General features: G+C 57.6%; 13 protein-coding genes. 3 read left to right on the forward strand and 10 right to left on the reverse strand.

Features of this window, described 5'->3' with window-relative positions:
- Positions 1-85: 85 nt before the first annotated feature.
- The gene (locus tag ARC85_RS15825; RefSeq protein WP_486429119.1) at positions 86-2,233 is read right to left on the reverse strand and encodes a TonB-dependent receptor plug domain-containing protein; all 2,148 of its coding nucleotides are present in this window, start codon (positions 2,231-2,233) and stop codon (positions 86-88) included.
- A gap of 189 nt (positions 2,234-2,422) precedes the next feature.
- On the opposite strand from ARC85_RS15825, the gene ARC85_RS15830 reads away from it, so the two are divergent.
- A complete protein-coding gene (locus ARC85_RS15830; RefSeq protein ID WP_011784855.1) occupies positions 2,423-3,115 on the forward strand; it encodes a J domain-containing protein in 693 nt (230 codons plus the stop codon).
- Here the strand turns inward: ARC85_RS15830 and ARC85_RS15835 are convergent.
- From ARC85_RS15835 to ARC85_RS15850, 4 genes are all read right to left on the reverse strand, one after another.
- Positions 3,071-4,093, reverse strand: a complete 1,023-nt coding sequence (locus ARC85_RS15835) for a bile acid:sodium symporter family protein (protein WP_286715396.1) — start codon at positions 4,091-4,093, stop codon at positions 3,071-3,073. The two genes, ARC85_RS15830 and ARC85_RS15835, sit on opposite strands and share 45 nt — an antisense overlap.
- 3 nt (positions 4,094-4,096) lie before the next feature.
- Complete coding sequence (locus ARC85_RS15840) at positions 4,097-4,771, reverse strand: FadR/GntR family transcriptional regulator (RefSeq protein WP_011784857.1); 675 nt, start codon at positions 4,769-4,771, stop codon at positions 4,097-4,099.
- A 113-nt stretch (positions 4,772-4,884) separates the two neighbouring features.
- Positions 4,885-6,366, reverse strand: a complete 1,482-nt coding sequence (locus tag ARC85_RS15845) for a flavin-containing monooxygenase (protein ID WP_011784858.1) — start codon at positions 6,364-6,366, stop codon at positions 4,885-4,887.
- A gap of 67 nt (positions 6,367-6,433) precedes the next feature.
- On the reverse strand, positions 6,434-7,342 hold the full coding sequence (locus ARC85_RS15850; protein WP_011784859.1) for a LysR family transcriptional regulator: 909 nt from the start codon (positions 7,340-7,342) through the stop codon (positions 6,434-6,436).
- Between the two features lie 107 nt (positions 7,343-7,449).
- On the opposite strand from ARC85_RS15850, the gene ARC85_RS15855 reads away from it, so the two are divergent.
- Positions 7,450-9,063, forward strand: a complete 1,614-nt coding sequence (locus ARC85_RS15855) for an NADH-quinone oxidoreductase subunit L (RefSeq protein WP_041656279.1) — start codon at positions 7,450-7,452, stop codon at positions 9,061-9,063.
- Complete coding sequence (locus ARC85_RS15860) at positions 9,060-11,465, forward strand: YbcC family protein (protein WP_286715397.1); 2,406 nt, start codon at positions 9,060-9,062, stop codon at positions 11,463-11,465. The genes ARC85_RS15855 and ARC85_RS15860 overlap by 4 nt, the downstream gene beginning before the upstream one ends.
- Positions 11,466-11,472: 7 nt before the next feature.
- On the opposite strand, the gene ARC85_RS15865 is transcribed toward ARC85_RS15860, so the two are convergent.
- From ARC85_RS15865 to ARC85_RS15885, 5 genes are all read right to left on the reverse strand, one after another.
- Entirely contained in the window at positions 11,473-12,594 is a 1,122-nt protein-coding gene (locus ARC85_RS15865; RefSeq protein ID WP_014421629.1) for a sulfate/molybdate ABC transporter ATP-binding protein, read from the reverse strand.
- A gap of 1 nt (position 12,595) precedes the next feature.
- Positions 12,596-13,453, reverse strand: coding sequence for a sulfate ABC transporter permease subunit CysW (gene cysW / locus ARC85_RS15870; protein WP_011784863.1), 858 nt, complete (start codon positions 13,451-13,453; stop codon positions 12,596-12,598).
- Positions 13,454-14,326: a sulfate/thiosulfate ABC transporter permease CysT gene (cysT, locus tag ARC85_RS15875; protein ID WP_011784864.1), complete on the reverse strand. Its 873-nt coding sequence runs from the start codon at positions 14,324-14,326 to the stop codon at positions 13,454-13,456. It abuts the gene before it with no gap.
- Positions 14,327-14,335: 9 nt separating this feature from the next.
- Positions 14,336-15,340, reverse strand: coding sequence for a thiosulfate ABC transporter substrate-binding protein CysP (gene cysP, locus ARC85_RS15880; RefSeq protein ID WP_011784865.1), 1,005 nt, complete (start codon positions 15,338-15,340; stop codon positions 14,336-14,338).
- A 117-nt stretch (positions 15,341-15,457) separates the two neighbouring features.
- Positions 15,458-16,426: a beta-ketoacyl-ACP synthase III gene (locus tag ARC85_RS15885; protein WP_286715398.1), complete on the reverse strand. Its 969-nt coding sequence runs from the start codon at positions 16,424-16,426 to the stop codon at positions 15,458-15,460.
- Positions 16,427-16,474: the final 48 nt, after the last annotated feature.

Here is a 16,474-nt window from a genome sequence, read left to right on the forward strand (position 1 = left end):
CCGTTGTAACGTTACCGTTAGGGTTGAGCATCGTCTGACAGCTGGCCCATTCCATTGACTGTTTAGTTTCCTGCCCTGCACACCGTCAAAAGCGAATACCGGCTTCAACAAAAAACTGGTTATGATCTTCGATGTTGTTGTCTGAGCTTAGCTCAGGTTCCCGGTTCAGGTAATGTTGCATGGATAGCGCGATTTCAGCCGTATAACGGGGCTGGAATATCTGTTTCACCAACCGGGTATCAAAGCGTTCAAACCGGGTGTTGAATTCGTCGGCCCAGTAAAATGCACCAGACCACTTAAAGCCTGCGGGAAGATCCTGAATAATCGCCAGGCTACCCGAGTGCCGGACAGACATCCGCTCCAGCAGTTCGGTCATGTAGCGCTGCTCGTTTTCGTTTACCGTGCCGTCAGATTCCAGAATCGGCGCGCCGGTATACCAGGTCTCCTGATCAAGATAACCGTAGCTTGCTCGAAGCAGGGTGCCGGGAAAATCGAGGCTGGCTTCAACCTCAAAGCCCTTCTGGTCAACGGCCACGTTGTTTTCCAGCGTCCACTCCTTGAGCTGGATAACGCCACTGATCATGTCTCTGAGCTCATCGCGAAAGCCTCTGACTTCAAGCGAGAACAACGCTTGATCCAGAGGAAACTGCCCGAAGTAGCTGATTTCGTGAGAGGTTATGGTCTCCTCCTCAAGATCGTTACCCAGTGTGAGGATACCTGTTTCCTGGGCGGCGTCCTCAATCGTGACGCGGCGACCATCAAGGTCAGAATAGATTGCCGGTCTGACATTACGCAGGGTGTATCCCCAGTCAGGGCTTTGTTCAAAGCCATCAGGAGTTCTGACAGCCTGGGAGAACACAAACCTCAGGGCGTGGTTATTGTTCACCACGAAGTTTGCGGCTGCGCGGGGAGAGAAATAGCTGTCGCCTGTGGTGCTGGTTCGCTCCCAGTTGCCGCCGGCATTAAAGGTGACCCATTGCCAGGGACTGTATTCCAGGTTGCCGAACAAGCGGGACTGATAGTTGTTTCCGCGCCCGTTGAAGTAGGTTTCTGAACGGAAGATATCTTTACGGAAACCCGCGCCGGAAACCAGTTTCAGGCTGTCGCTGACAATCAGCGTATCCTGAGCTTCCAGTTCAATCCGGGTATCTTCGGAATCTGCATCCACTACTGCAAAAGCGTCGGGACCGCCCTGGGATATGAAACAGCGCCGTTCCCGCCCGCCGGCCGTGTACGTGTACTCGTACAATGGAGTGTTGTTTCGGAGGCATTCCACCGTGCTGTCCGGGAAACTGATGGCATATTCCTGGCGCCGGTCAAAGTTCTCAACGCTGGCCTGCAAGTGGATGAAATGCTCGCTTGAGAAACTATGGTTGAGCTTGCTTTGCAGATAGTAGTCCCGCACGTCGATGTCCGGATGGTCCAGCGGATTGAGTTCGCCGCTTTTGTCCTTGTCCTGGTATTTGGTGCCATCGACCACGCCGCCCTGAAGTTCCAGGTTAGTCCCCGGCGTAAATGTCAGTCGAGAATCGTAGATAAAAGAGTTGATATCGTGGCCATCATTGAACGGGAAGCGTTCATCGTCATCGACCTGATAATCAAATCCGTCGAACTTGCGTCTCTCGAAACTCAGGCGCCAGTCGTAACTCGAATCCGCATTGCCGGTGGAGGCAAACGTGCGCAGGTAGCCTCTGGAGCCACTGGTGACCGTCGTTTCCAGGTTGGCGCTGTCCGCAGGATCCCGAGTAATGATGTTGATGGTGCCCAGAAATGCGTTGATACCATAGGCGGCCGAATTCGGTCCTCTGGCAACCTCAATGCGCTCGATCAGCTCGAGGGGCACAGGCATGGTTTCCCAGTCCATGTCGGACAGGGTTGCCCGGTGAGCCGTCCGGCCGTCTACCAGAACCTGCATTCTCCGCTGTTCGTAGTGGACTGTGCCGTGGTAGGTAACCACGGGCTGATGGCTGCCAACAAAGTTCACCACCATGCCTGGCACCAGCCGGAAGACTTCATACAGGCTTCTGATACCCAGGTCCCGAATCAGGTCTCCGGCAATCACCGTCGTACTGCCGGGCACTCGGGTTTTGGGCTGCCGCAGTCTGGTGGTGGTCAGCACTTCCGGTATCGCGGCGTTCAAGCCGGGAATACTGTCCTCGAAACCGGAATCGAGAGTTTGTGCGGTGCCGGGTAATGCCGTCCCGCTCAGGGCCGCAGAGAGAGAAACCGACAACCATATGCGTCCTTGCAAGCGATGAAGAGAGCGTTGCTTTGCAAACAGGTAATTCGTAATGGCCATGTGTGTCGTTCTATAATTTGCCGAGATGAAAATATTGTTATGGTTCTCAACTAATCCTAAGTGAGAGAGCCTCGTTTGTCTCTATAAAGAATACAGATTTTCCATTATCGGAGTTGCTGTTGTATGAACTGTTGGGATCTTCTCGGAATCGAGCCGACGGGCGACCAGGATCGGATACGCCAGGCCTACGAGCGTCAGTTGAAGTTTGCGTCAGGCGATGAGGCTCAAGCCCTGGAGCGGGCCTACCGTGAAGCGACCGGTGGCGCGGAGCCCCAATCGACGGCCAATGCGCCGGACGGGGGCCCGTCATCAAGCCCGACAGACAATGATTCCGGACAACTCCGCTATGAAGACGCTGATTCCCGGGCGCTGACGTCCGAAGAGGCCCAGGTTACCCGGGAAGTCATTATCCAGATCAGGGCGTTGATGAACGATAATTACCGCCAGCAGGACGTTGCTATCTGGAAGGCCATCCTGTGTGAACCCCCGGCAGATCGTGTTGATGTTCGCCGGGAGATTGGTCGCCAGTTGGAGCCCCAGGTTCGCCCGCTGGCAGAAAACGGCGCGCTTCCGGCTCCGGTCGCGCGCTTTCTGGGGGACTGGTTCGAGTGGTTCAGCCTGAAAGATGTTGTTGAAGAACCGGATCCACGGACTTACCCGGAGTCGGATATGCTATCTGGCCGAGGCATGGGGGAGGGGGAAAGCGATTCCGCCGACCAGCCTCCACAGATGGTCAATTTCTGGCCGGCGGTTATTGGCTGGATTGTGGGTTTAGCGATTCTGGCAACCATTTTCGGAGGCATGGGCGGGGGCTGATTTTGCCTGTTGAATTTTCTCACGATACTTCTGCGCAAGAATGGCCCCGACAATCACCTGGATCTGGTTGTAGCACATAATCGGCAACACGATCATGCCAAACCCCGGATGGCCAGAGAACAGCACTTTGGCCATCGGCAATCCAGATGCCAGGCTCTTCTTCGAACCACAGAAAACCACCGCGGCTTCATCCTCCAGACTGAACCCCAGCTTTCTCACCATCAATCGAGCGATCAGCATAAACAGCCCCAACAAGCCGAAGCAGATCAGAATCGCCAGGACGATGGCCTGTACCGGAAGGTTCTGCCACAACCCGCTAACCACGGAGTGAGAGAAGGCGGAGTATACGATGATCCAGATCACACACTGGTCATAGCGCGCCATCAGTGACTCATTGCGTGACAGGTAGCCGCCGAGCCAGGGGCGCAGGGCATGGCCAACCGCAAATGGCAGCAGTAGCTGAAGCACGATGTCTTTCAGTGCCACGGCAACCGAGAACTCTCCGGCACCCGAGGTGGATACCAGGAGCAGCAACAGAAACGGTGTCAGCATCATGCCGAACACATTGGATGCGGCCGCACTGCAGATGGCAGCCGGTACGTTGCCCCGGGCCATGGCGGTGTAGGCAATCGAAGAAGATACAGCGGATGGAAGTACGCCCAGATACAGAAAACCCAGCCCCAGGTCTTTGGGCATCCACTCGGGCGCAATAGTGTTCAGCTCATTGACCGGCAGTACGGCAAGGGGGAAAAACACGAAGGTGAGGGCGGTAATCAGGATGTGCAGCCGCCAATGGGTGGCGCCGTCGATGATCTGCTGTCTGGACAGGGCTGCGCCATGAAAGAAAAACAGTAAGGCCACTGCGATGGTGCCTGCGGTGCCGAGCGCTTCTGCCGCCTGTCCCGTCACCGGCAGGAACGAGGCGAGAACAATGGCGCCAAGTAACAGCAGGGTAAAGGTGTCTATCCGGAATTTCACAGCTTACTCCTTACCACTGAGGGCATTGAGGCTTGGTGTCAGAAGCGCCCTCGACAGTGCCTCCGCTTTATCGGCATCTTTCCGGCGAATGGCTGCCAACAGCAGTTCGTGGGCTTCCTGGCTGGGTTCCGGGAGGTCTGAATCCATTTCGGTTCGCTCGATGGTCTGGCTGACCGCGTGAGAGAAATAGTCGTAGAGCTCAATCAGGGCAGAATTGTGAGATGCACGCACCAATGAGTGATGAAACCGCTCGTCGTGCCGTATACGGTCCGTAATGACTTCTCCGGCCGCCGCTCGCGCATCCAGGGCCTCGGTCATGGCTTTAAGGTCCGCTTCGTTGCGGCGCCTTGCTGCCAGGCGCGCCGCTTCCGTCTCCAGCGTAATCCGGACCTCAATCTGCTCTGCCAGTCGGCTCCGGGCAATTCTCCTAAGTGTTTCTCCGGCGTCCCTGTTTGCGCGCACGTAGGTCCCGTCTCCCTGTCGGGTTTCCAGCATGCCAACGTGCACCAGAACCCTTACGGCTTCGCGGATTGTATTGCGACTGATCCCTAAAGCCTCCGAGAGCTCTGCCTCGACGGGTAAGCGAGTACCTACCGGCCATTCCCCGCTCTCAATCGTTTTCCGGAGACTGTCAATGGCGGTTTCGACCAGCGAACCTTTGCGGATTGGTGTCAGCATAATGGATCATCCCTCTATATGGTGATCCAATCATCCTATGTATAAGAGCGCGGTTCAACCCTGGCGTTGAAATTCATGAGAGACCTCGGCGGGGCGGTTCCGTGCTGCCGGGCTCAGGCGTTCACCGGGTCAAGAAACTGGTAGTCGGCGGTATCCACTGACCGGGTCGCAAACCGGTAACTGAAGGTGAAGCCGGGCCAGTTCACGGTGTTTCGCCCATGCTCGTCCAGATACCAGGAGCTGCAGCCAGCATCCCATACACTGCCTTCCAGGCCGCGCTGGACCACCTGGCAGTATCGGCTCTGGCGATCCTCCCGCACATCCATGGCCGCGCCGGGGTAGCGGGAGAGGGCGTCCAGGGCACTTAACACGTACCGGTACTGAGATTCGAGCATGAACAGTATCGAATTGTGGGCCAGGTTGGTATTCGGGCCATAGAGCATGAAAAGATTGGGGAATCCGCTGACTGAGATGCCTTTGAAGGCTTTGCTGCCGTTGGTCCACGCGTCATTCAGCGTCAGACCCTCACGGCCGGCAATGTGGATGGGCGAGAGAAACTCGCTGGCCCGAAAGCCAGTACCGAAGATGATGATGTCGGCAGGCCGGTGCTCGCCTGTTTCAGACACAATCCCGGTCTCGTCTATTCGGGCGATGCCGTCTGTGAGCAAGTTCACGTGGGGCTGATTGACCGCTCGGTACCAATCATTGGATATAAGGATTCGCTTGCAGCCAATGCGGTAATCGGGAATCAAATGGTGGAGCTTATCCGGGTCTGTTACCCAGCGGCGGGCTTCTTTCCGGGCCTGGTGGGCGAACAGATCCAGAATCCACGAGAAACGGGTAAATGCCAGAGCCCGGGATTCGTTCTTCCAGTAGATGAGGCCCCGGTAGAGTCGGTCCCACAGTGGCAGCTTTTTAAACAGTGCTTGCTCAAACTGGTGAAACGGCCGGTCCGGCTTGGGCAATACCCAGGCGGCTGAGCGCTGGTAAAGGTCCAGTTGCCCGACCAGTGGCGTAATTTCGGGCACAAACTGAATCGCGCTGGCGCCGGTTCCTATTACCGCAACGCGCTTGTTGCGAAGCTCGGTGTGGTGCTGCCATCGGGCGGAGTGAAAGCAGGCGCCCCGGAAGGTCTCGAGCCCCGGAATGTTCGGTATGGCTGGCCGGTTCAACTGGCCAGTGGCGGTGATTAACACGTCGGCGTTGAATGTGTCGCCGGTTTCGGTCACCACGCGCCACTGGTTGCTGTGATCGTCAAATGTTGCGGACGTTACCGCCTGATTGAACTGGATGTGAGGCTCCAGTTGGTATTTGGTAACACAGGCTTCCATGTATTCGAGGATTTCAGGCTGAGCTCCGAATTTCCGGCTCCAGTCGTGTTTGGGCTCGAACGAGTAGGAGTAGAGGTGGGACTGAACATCGCAGGCCGCGCCGGGGTATGTGTTGTCACGCCAGGTTCCGCCCACACCGCCGGCTTTTTCCAGCAGAGTCAGGTCCGTAAATCCTGCCTGTTTGAGTTTGATGGCCATACCGATTCCGCCGAATCCGGTACCGATAATGAGAACAGAGGGTTTTCGGGTGCGAGCGTGGACCATGGATAATCCTTGTTATTGTTGTACACCAACGACTATAACGGCCCGTTTGTGTAATACATAGGCCGAATCAACCAGATTGATTGTCCGAAAAGGTCAGTAACTCCTCGGCTTTCTGAGCCATCAACTCCCGCAATACCGGCGACTCAAACTGGCGCCGGATACGAATGGCGTAAAACTCCTCGAATACGCCGGGCAGGGCGCCGTAGTCTTTCAACTCGCCGTTTCTCAACTCATCCCGGACCACCACCGGCGGCAGTATGGCGTAGTGGCCGCTGTCCCGGGTCAGCAAACGCATCATGGCCATGTCGTCAACTTCAGCGATGATTACAGGGTGAATGTGGTGGTGATCACAGAGCTGATCGAAGGCCTGCCGGATGTTGTTGTCAGGCCCGGGCAGAATCAGAGGTCGGTCGCGCAGAATATCGGGAAACCCGGGGGCATCCTGGCTGCCCGGTGGCCCGATTACGCTGACCGACTGGCGGGCTATACGGCGTGAGCGCCAGGGCGTTTCTTCGTCACCTTGTACTGGCTGATTCGACAGAATCAGATCGAGTCGGTGCGCTGATAAACGGCGAAGAAGGTCGTCAAGGCTCCCGCTTTGCAGCTTGAGCTCCAGATCTTTTCGTCCCAGCAGGGGCCGCAGGAAGCCTTCCTGAAAGTTTCTGGAGAGGGTTGCGACCGCACCGACTTTCAGAGTTTCCCGGTTGGCCTGACGCCCGGTACGAAACAGCGCCTCCAGTTCCTCCCCCTGGCGGAAAATCTCCTCAGCGTAGGTAAAGGCTACCCGCCCGGCCTCCGATAGTCGCAGTCGCCGCCCCTCCCGGACAAAAAGATCGTAGCCAAGGCTTTCCTCCAGCTTTCGTATCTGGCCGGACAATGCGGACTGTGAGATATGCAGTGATTCGGCTGCCCGGGTGAGGTGTCCGGTTCGAGCCACAGTCCAGAAATAGTAGAGGTGATGGTAGTTCAGACGCATGGTGGTCTCTTGTCTGTTCTTTAAAAGTGAACGATTTGATCTTTATAAACCATTTTATGTATGAGTGCATTAACGGCAAAGTAGGCGTGAACCTGAAGGAGCCCAACATGACAACACTTACCACGACTGCTTCGCTCGTGCTGTTGATGGCCTGGCTGGCCCTGCCTGTTGCCCTGCTGGCGCTGGCTGGATTCGCCAACTGGACGAAAAACCCTCTCAAACTGGCTCATTGCTGGCGCCTGGCGGAAAGCGGTTTCAGGCTGTTGCTGCTGGCAACTGCCACCATTGGTGCAGTCCTGTTGTTTGACCGGCTGGTGTTTGATACCGGTCTGCCGGAGCTCGGCATTCGACTGGGGTTGTACCCGGACGGTCTGGCGGTATGGATGGCTCTGATGGTCTGTTTCATTGCCTGGGTCATTCTTCGTTATACCCGGGACTACCTGCGTGGCGACCCGGCTTATAATGCGTTTTTGCCCTGGTTCCTCACTACAGTGGTCAGTGTACTGGTGCTGGTGTTTACCGATCACCTGCTGGTGCTGGCTGGGGCCTGGGTGGGTGTAAGCCTCTCATTGCACCAGCTCCTGACGCTGTATGCGGAAAGGCCACAGGCTCGCCTCGCGGCAGCTCAGAAATTTATTGCCAGCCGGCTTGGCGATGCCGCCATTCTGGCAGCCGTACTGTTAATCTGGAATCACTACGGCAGCTTCCGCATCCCTGAAATCTATGCTTTGGGCGAAGACCTGGGCCGTGAATCCCAGTCGCTTACCATCGCTTCTGTTTTGCTGGCGGTGGCTGCTGCGCTCAAATGTGCCCAGCTACCGTTCCACGGTTGGCTGATCCGGGTGATGGAAGCTCCCACCCCTGTGTCAGCACTTCTGCATGCGGGCGTAGTCAACCTGGGCGGTTTCCTTTGGCTGCGACTGTTCCCGGTGTTTGAAGGCTTCACGGCAGGGCACATGATCCTGCTGGTTGTTGGCGGGGCAACCGCCATCGTCGCCGTGTTCACCATGATGACCCAGAATTCAGCGAAACATGGCCTGGTCTGGTCCACGAATGCCCAGATGGGCTTCATGCTGTTCGAGATTGCGCTGGGCGCCTACACGCTGGCACTACTGCACCTGCTGGCTCACTCCCTGTACAAGGCGCACTCGTTCCTGGCCGTTGGCCGTACCGTCAAAGTCTCCCGGATTGCGTTTTCAGAGCAAATCAGCAAGTCGCAAGCCGGTCTCGCACTGCTGGCCTCTGGTCTGGCCGCCGCCCTGCTGTGGCAGGCCCCACAACTGGTGGCCCACAAGCCGGTACTGGCGGCCTTGCTGGTGTTCGCCGTTGGCGCTGCCGTTCTGGGTACACCGGGAGCAAGCCAAAAAGGCGCCCGTGTCGTCGTGTTGCTGCTGGCCGTTACCCTGGTCCCCCTGTACGGGGTGCTTAACTGGCTGCTGAGCACCGCTTTGCCTCAGACCGCGCACACAGCCTTGCCGGTTGGTGCTGAGTGGTTCGCCTGGGTAATTCTGGCCGTGCTGTTTATGTTGTCGCTGGTGCTATTCGCCCGCCCGCAGGGCGTGGTGGCGCAGAAGCTCCACTGGCACTTCAGCCAAGGACTCTATCTCGACAAGCCTTTCGAAAAGCTTACCCGCCGCTGGGCACAAACCTGGCTCAATGCCCACGGTAAACCGGCCGACATCCGATTGCGGCACGGGGCTCTGACTGGAGAAAGATCATGAACGCACCTGTTACGTATTCTGCTTCCTGTGAACAGGTCATTCCGGAGCTTGTTAATGAAGCCTGCGAACGAATTGCGCCCATCTGGCCGTTAGATCGCTGGATCGCAGTTAACCCCTGGTGGGGCAGCAGGACTGGACCTGTCGAAAAGGTTTCCCGAGAACTGGACAACCTGTTCGGGGCAGGGTTGTTGATGCCTCCGGCTTTCTACCGGGAAGCCTGGGATGGCGGTCGTATTCAGCGTCCGCACCTTGAGGAAGCTGCCCGCGAAGCGGGTTTGAAAGATGATAGCCAGGCGCTCCTGGCCCAGCTTTCCGGGGCGGCATCAAATCAGCCCGGGTTTGTGTCGGCTCTTGGTTACACCCGCCGTGGTCAACAGGAACCGTCCCTCGAGGAGGTCCGGGAAGAGATCGGCCGCGCCTGTGCGCGCTACTTCGACCTGCGTCAGAATCGCTGGCGGGTTTCTGGTACAAAACAGGATCTGTATCAGTTCTGGCTTAGTCAGTCCGGACGCTCACTGGCCCGGAAAGCCAGCATGGAAATGTTGCTGAAGCCTGACTGGCAGGAAGCCGCTACAACGGTAGCTCGTGAGCTGCCTTACAGCAGCCGCCAACTGCCCCTGGTGATCCACCATTTGCTCGGACAGTTGCTGGGCTGGGCATCCTGGTGCAGAGGTGTGGACTGGCGAGCAGCACTGGGCGATCCTCATGAAAGCGGTACCGAACACTTCTGCGCGCAATTGGCGACCATCTGGCTCATTCATGAGGCCCATGCGCTGATCAATATGACTGAGGCAGAGCGTGAGAGCTGGCAGAATCGTTACGTCAATGCGTTCGATCTGGCGCCGGCCTCCGCTAATGAACAGGCACTCTGGATATGGCACCGGGCCTATGAGCTGGCCTGGCAGTCCCGTTTCATCGACGATATCCGCTCCGGTGAGCGGAGCCCGCTGGCGGAACCGGATACTGTGGCTGAAGTGCAGGCCGCCTTCTGCATAGACGTAAGGTCCGAAGTCATTCGTCGACAGCTGGAGAAGGTATACCCTGAAATCAGAACGCTGGGAGTGGCGGGCTTTTTCGGCATGCCCATTGTTCACCACAGGCATGGTCCAACCGATGACGAAGCCCGGCTGCCAGGTCTGCTGGCGCCGGTGTATCGGTACTCGGAAACCCTGGGCAGTCCGTCAGAAGACCGGGAGCTGGACCGGAAACTGGACAGCCGCGAACAGGTTCGGGAGTCCGTACGCCGGGCCAAATACTCCAGCCTGTCTACATTCACACTGGTGGAAACCACTGGCCTTGCCTGGGCCTGGAAGCTGGTTCGCGACAGCCTGAACAGAAACTCTGCAAAAGTAGAGGCGGTGGAGCCCGGCAGGCTCCACCACTGCGTGGACGGCTATCCTTTGTCAGACCTTGAGCGGGTAAATCTGGCGGAGGGGCTTTTGCGGGCGATGTCCCTGACCAAAGGCTTCGCCAGCGTGTTGTTGCTGGTGGGCCATGGTGCCCATACGGACAACAACCCCAACGAAGCTGGTCTGGCCTGCGGAGCCTGTGGCGGCAAAAATGGAGGGGTAAATGCCAGAGTGGCTGCCGAGCTGCTGAATGACCGGCAGGTGAGGGCGGGCCTGGCAGAGCGCGGCGTTGTTATGCCCGAGAGCACCATTGCTCTGGCGGCTGAGCATTGCACGATCACGGACAGAATAACCATTTACGGGCGGGACCAGATACCCGACAGCCATCATCGGGTACTGAATACGCTGGTTGAGAAGCTTGAGGCTGCTGGCCAGGCCTGTCGCAGAGAAAGAGCCACCAGTCTTGGGCTTAATGGCAAGAGCGATGATGACCTGCTTGCCGAACTCAAACGCCGGACTTGCAACTGGGCGGAAGTGCGGCCTGAGTGGGGCCTGGCCAACAATGCCGGGATGGTGATCGGCCCCCGTTCACTTACTCGCTCACTGGATCTCGGGGGGCGCTGCTTCCTGCACGACTATGATCCGTCGCAGGACCCGTCCGGAGAGGTTCTGACCCTGCTGATGTCTGCGCCCATGGTAGTGGCAAACTGGATTAATCTGCAGTACTTCGGTTCGGTTGCCAGGCCGGATATCTTCGGTGCCGGCAACAAACTGCTGCACTCGGTGGTTGGCGGCAACCTGGGTGTCATCGAGGGGAATGGCGTCGATCTCAAGATCGGACTTCCGTTGCAGTCAGTATTCGACGGTGAGCACTGGCGCCATGAGCCAATGCGCCTTGCGGTGGTGATCGATGCACCAGCGGAACGCATTGAAGCGGTCATCCGGGGTAACGCGGATGTCCGGGCTCTGGTGGAAAACCGCTGGCTCTGGCTGCACCGAGTGGAGGGCGACCAGACGCTGCGTTACGACGACGGCAGGTGGGTAACCACCTGACCGCCGATCACATATTGCTGGCGTTGGCTGCCTCGGTGTATTGCCAGTCGATCGTTCTCGGTTGAACGCTGTCGGCGACAAAGAGGTGGCCAACGTCTGGTACCGCGTACCAGAGTTCACCACGGGTGGGGTTCTGGCGCGCAAACTCCGCATGGCTCATGCCGATTTCCCAGATTTCATCGCTCTGCCAGCCTTCCGGGGCAAGTTCGATACGCACTTCCGAGCCGATCAGGCTGATGGCTTCAATGCGCAGGGGCAGGCGGGCCTTGGCCGCGGGGGATCGGGACAGCTGAACTTCGTGGGGACGCAGGTAGAGCTGGGCTTCCTGATCTTGACGAATCCCCGGCAAGGATACCCAGGCATCGCCCTGAACCAGTTTCTGACCTTTCACCAAGCCCGACAACACGTTGACGTGGCCCAGGAAGTCGAAAACGAACCGGCTTTCTGGCCGGGCATATAGTCCGGTCGGTGAATTCACCTGTTCCACCTGACCCTGGCTCATAACCACCACCTGGTCTGACAGCTCCAGCGCTTCTTCCTGATCGTGGGTCACGAAAATGCTGGTGAAGTGGTACTCGTCATGCAACGCTCGCAGCCAGCGGCGCAAATCCTTTCTTACTTTGGCATCCAGGGCGCCGAAGGGCTCATCCAGCAGCAGAATACGAGGCTGAGTTGCCAGCGCGCGAGCCAGAGCAACACGCTGTTTCTGCCCACCAGACAGCTGTGCCGGATAGCGTTTGGCCAGTTCGGGCAACTGAATCATCTCGAGCAGCTTGGCCACCCGTTGGCGGATTTCCGGTTTCGAGGGACGCTGCTTTTTGGGGAGCGACTCCAGGCCGAACGCGATGTTCTCGGCAACGGTCAGGTGCCGGAACAGGGCGTAATGCTGAAACACAAACCCGATGTTGCGGTCGCGAACGTGTAACTGGCTGACATCGTCACCACCGAACAGGATGCGGCCGGAATCCGAAGACTCCAGTCCGGCAATAATCCGGAGTAAGGTGGTTTTGCCGGAGCCAGAGGGGCCGAGAAGGGCGGTGAGCTGGCCTTCGGGAATATCCAGAGAGACATTCTTCAGCGCCTGAAAGCCGCCGAAGTGCTTGTTGATCTGGTCAATGGTGATACTCATGTCACGCACCTCCTTCTTCGGGCGTCGCGTGTTCAGCTCGGGACTGACGCCATTCGACAAATGCTTTTGCAATCAGTGTCAGGATGGCGATACCGGCCAGCAGCGAAGCGCTGGCAAAGGCCCCGACAATATTGTAATCCTGATAAAGCAGTTCAACATGCAGCGGTAAGGTATTGGTTTCTCCGCGAACATTGCCGGATACCACCGAGACCGCGCCGAATTCACCCACGGCCCGGGCGTTGGTCAGCACCACACCGTAGATCAATGCCCACTTGATATTAGGCAGTGTGATCTTGCGAAAAATCCGCCAGCCGGAAGCGCCCAGCACCACGCCGGCTTCTTCCTCCTCGCTGCCTTGTTGCTGCATCAAGGGGATCAGCTCCCTGGCCACAAACGGACAGGTTACGAATACGGTGACCATCACGATGCCGGGCCAGGAGAACATCAACTGAACGTCGTAGTTGCTCAGCCAACTGCCCAGCCAGCCGTTCCGGCCATAGAGCAGCAGGTACAGCAGACCGGCAACAACCGGTGATACCGCAAATGGAATATCGATCAGGGTGATCAACAGCTTGCGCCCGGGAAAACGGAACCGAGTAACAGACCAGGCGAGGGCTGTCCCGAAAACCAGGTTAAGCGGCACCGTGAGTGCGGCCACAAACAAAGTCAGGCCGATGGCATCCAGGGTGTATTCATCCAGGACATTGCCGGCAAAAGCGCTCCAGCCTGTGCTCAGCGCCTGCGTAAAGATCACCACTACGGGAATCACCAGCATGATCAGAGTAATTGCGAGGGCCAGCCCGATCAGGCTGCGGCGCACCCAGGGTTGGTCGCCAATACGGCGGTTTTGCGCAGCCATCTATCGACCCTCCAGCCTGCGCAGGTAGCGACCCTGCCAGAGGTTGATGGAGAACAGCAGAATCAGCGACGCCAGCAATACCAGCGAGGCAATGGCACTGGCGGCCGCGTAGTCATACTCCTGCAGACGGATGAAGATCATCAGGCTGGTGACTTCGCTGACATAGGGCGTGTTGCCGGCGATAAAGATAATCGCACCGAACTCTCCTAGGCTCCGCGTGAAGGACAACGCGATTCCAGTTACCAGGGCGGGCCAGAGTGATGGGAATATAACCTTGCGGAACACACGCCCGTCAGATGCCCCCAGGCTAACAGCAGCTTCTTCATCGGCTGGCGACAGCTCCTCAAGCACTGGCTGCACCGTACGCACCACAAACGGGATGCTGGTAAATGCCATGGCTACAACGATGCCCAGGGGTGTAAATGCAACCTCCACACCGATTTTGGCCAGCCATTGGCCGTACCAGCCATTCTGGGAAAACAGCGTTGCCAGGGTGATGCCGGCGACAGCAGTTGGCAAGGCAAAGGGCAGGTCGACCACGGCGTCGACAATGCGCTTGCCCGGAAACTCATAGCGAACCAGCACCCAGGCCAACAGCAACCCGAACAGGCCATTGAACAGTGACGCTGCAAGGGCCGTCCATAAGGTAACCTTGTAGGACTCCACCACGCGCGGATCGGTGATGGTGAACCAGAACTGGTCCCAGGTCATGCCGGAGGTTTCAACGACCAGCCCGGTCATCGGCAGCAGCAAAACCAGGCTGACAAAAAACAGCGAAATGCCGAGGCTCAGACCGAACCCCGGCAATACCCGTTTGTTACGACGACCAAGGCGCCGCACGGGGGCGACGCCTGCTTGAGCGGAGGTGGGCATAGCTTGCTCTTACCGGCGCCGCTGCAACTGGTCCAGCTTGCCGCCACTGCTGAAATGGGTGCTCATAGCGTTTTCCCAGCCACCGGCAATCTCTTCGATGGACAGCAGTTTCAGTTCCGGGAAGCGATCGGCATTCTCGGCTTTCACGGCGTCGTTGTGAACACGGTAGTTGAAGCCTGCCAGCAGGCGCTGGGAGTCTTCGGTATAGAGGTGCTCCAGGTACTCCTTGGCCAGCTCGGCGGTGCCATTCTGTTCAACGTAGTCGTCAATCCAGGTCACCGGGAATTCAGCCAGGAAGCTTACCTTCGGCGTGACAGCCACGTATTCACCGTTCTCGAAACGGTCTGCAATGTTCAGAACCTCCGACTCGAAGGTCAGCAGGACATCGCCAATGCCGCGCTCAACGAATGTGGTGGTGGCACCACGACCGCCGCTGTCAAAAACGCGTACCTGACCGAGCAGGTCCGCCATGAACTGATCAATTTTTTCCTGATCGTCGCCAAACTGGTCCTGGGCGTAGCCCAGAGCGGCAAGGTAGGTGTAACGGCCGTTTCCAGAGGTCTTAGGGTTCGGCATCACCAGTTGAACGTCTTCGCGAACAAGATCGTCCCAGTTCTCGATATTCTTTGGGTTACCCTCGCGTACCAGGAACGCCATGGTTGAGTAATAAGGCGAGCTGTTGTTCGGCAGGCGATCGGCCCAGTCTTCAGGAATCAGACGACCGCGCTGGTGCAGGATGTCGATGTCGGTCACCTGGTTAAACGTTGCAACATCGGCTTTCAGGCCCTGGATAATGGCCTGCGCCTGCTTGGATGAACCTGCGTGGGACTGTTTGATTTCGACCGTTTCACCGGTCTTTTCCTGCCAGTGCTTTTTAAACTCTTCGTTGTAGGCAGCGAACAGTTCGCGGGCGATGTCGTAAGAGGTGTTGAGCAGCTCCCGGTCTGCAGCCAGTACCGGTTGGGCGGAGAGCAGGGCGGCGCCGAGCGCGATTCCCTTGAACAATTGCTTCATAACGAGCTCCTCAGAATGATGGTTCTAATCTGAGGAGCAATCTAACAAAAGGTTTTAAGAACGAAAAATATTAAAAATAAATATTGAAAGGCTTGTTTGGTATATGAGCGTCAGCAATTAATAGCGTAGCAGTGCCGAGCCCCAGGTGAACCCGCCGCCAAAGGCCTCCAGCAGAACAACCTGCCCACGCTGGATTCGCCCATCGCGAACGGCTTCATCAAGCGCCAACGGGATGGAGGCCGCCGAGGTGTTGCCGTGGCGGTTGACGGTTACCACCACCTGATCCATCGGCATGTCCAGTTTGCGGGCCGTGGCTGCGATAATCCGCAGGTTGGCCTGATGCGGAACCAGCCAGTCGATATCGGATTTCTGCATCTGGTTCGCTTCCAGGGTTTCATCGACAATCCGGCCGAGAGTATTCACTGCCACCTTGAAGACTTCGTTGCCTTTCATCTCCACAAACGCCTGGCCGGCCTTTACAGCCTCAAAATCGTTGGCGATGCCACAGGGGACGTGCAGCAACTCTTCATACCGTCCATCGGCGTGCAGGTGTGTAGACAGAATGCCGGTCTCCTCACTGGCCTCCAGCACAACAGCGCCGGCGCCGTCGCCAAAAAGCACGCAGGTGGTACGGTCTTCCCAGTTAAGGATGCGGGAGAATACCTCCGCGCCGATCACCAGCGCTTTTTTGCTTGAACCGGTACGGATGAACTTCTCGGCAGTGGCCAGCGCATAGACGAAACCGCTGCACACGGCCTGAATATCAAAGGCGGGGCAGCCCTGAATGCCGAGCCGGGCCTGCAGGATACAGGCGCAACTGGGGAATACCTTGTCTGGCGTGGTGGTGGCAAAAACAATCAGATCAATATCGGTGGTTTCAATGCCGGCGGCTTCAATGGCGTTCAGGGCCGCTTGCTCAGCAAGATCCACCGTGCTTTGTCCGGGCAGGGCAATATGCCGTTGCTCGATACCGGTGCGTTCGCGAATCCACTGGTCAGAGGTTTCCATCTTCTGTTCCAGGTCGCGATTGGTAACGATGTTGTCCGGCAGATAGGAACCGGTTCCGGCAATGCGTGCAAAGGTCATGGACAATTTCCAGGGGTTTATAGGGTAACGATAGACCCATGCTAAACC

This window comes from Marinobacter sp. tcs-11 (genome assembly GCF_002049515.1).
Classification (GTDB): domain Bacteria; phylum Pseudomonadota; class Gammaproteobacteria; order Pseudomonadales; family Oleiphilaceae; genus Marinobacter; species Marinobacter nauticus.

Excerpts from the sequence above, each read along its gene's own strand:
- ARC85_RS15830 (WP_011784855.1), top strand. The coding sequence starts at position 2,423 with ATGAACTGTTGGGATCTTCTCGGAATCGAGCCGACGGGCGACCAGGAT.
- ARC85_RS15840 (WP_011784857.1), bottom strand. The coding sequence starts at position 4,771 with ATGCTGACACCAATCCGCAAAGGTTCGCTGGTCGAAACCGCCATTGAC.
- ARC85_RS15845 (WP_011784858.1), bottom strand. The coding sequence starts at position 6,366 with ATGGTCCACGCTCGCACCCGAAAACCCTCTGTTCTCATTATCGGTACC.
- ARC85_RS15850 (WP_011784859.1), bottom strand. The coding sequence starts at position 7,342 with ATGCGTCTGAACTACCATCACCTCTACTATTTCTGGACTGTGGCTCGA.
- ARC85_RS15855 (WP_041656279.1), top strand. The coding sequence starts at position 7,450 with ATGACAACACTTACCACGACTGCTTCGCTCGTGCTGTTGATGGCCTGG.
- ARC85_RS15860 (WP_286715397.1), top strand. The coding sequence starts at position 9,060 with ATGAACGCACCTGTTACGTATTCTGCTTCCTGTGAACAGGTCATTCCG.
- ARC85_RS15865 (WP_014421629.1), bottom strand. The coding sequence starts at position 12,594 with ATGAGTATCACCATTGACCAGATCAACAAGCACTTCGGCGGCTTTCAG.
- cysW (WP_011784863.1), bottom strand. The coding sequence starts at position 13,453 with ATGGCTGCGCAAAACCGCCGTATTGGCGACCAACCCTGGGTGCGCCGC.
- cysT (WP_011784864.1), bottom strand. The coding sequence starts at position 14,326 with ATGCCCACCTCCGCTCAAGCAGGCGTCGCCCCCGTGCGGCGCCTTGGT.
- cysP (WP_011784865.1), bottom strand. The coding sequence starts at position 15,340 with ATGAAGCAATTGTTCAAGGGAATCGCGCTCGGCGCCGCCCTGCTCTCC.
- ARC85_RS15885 (WP_286715398.1), bottom strand. The coding sequence starts at position 16,426 with ATGACCTTTGCACGCATTGCCGGAACCGGTTCCTATCTGCCGGACAAC.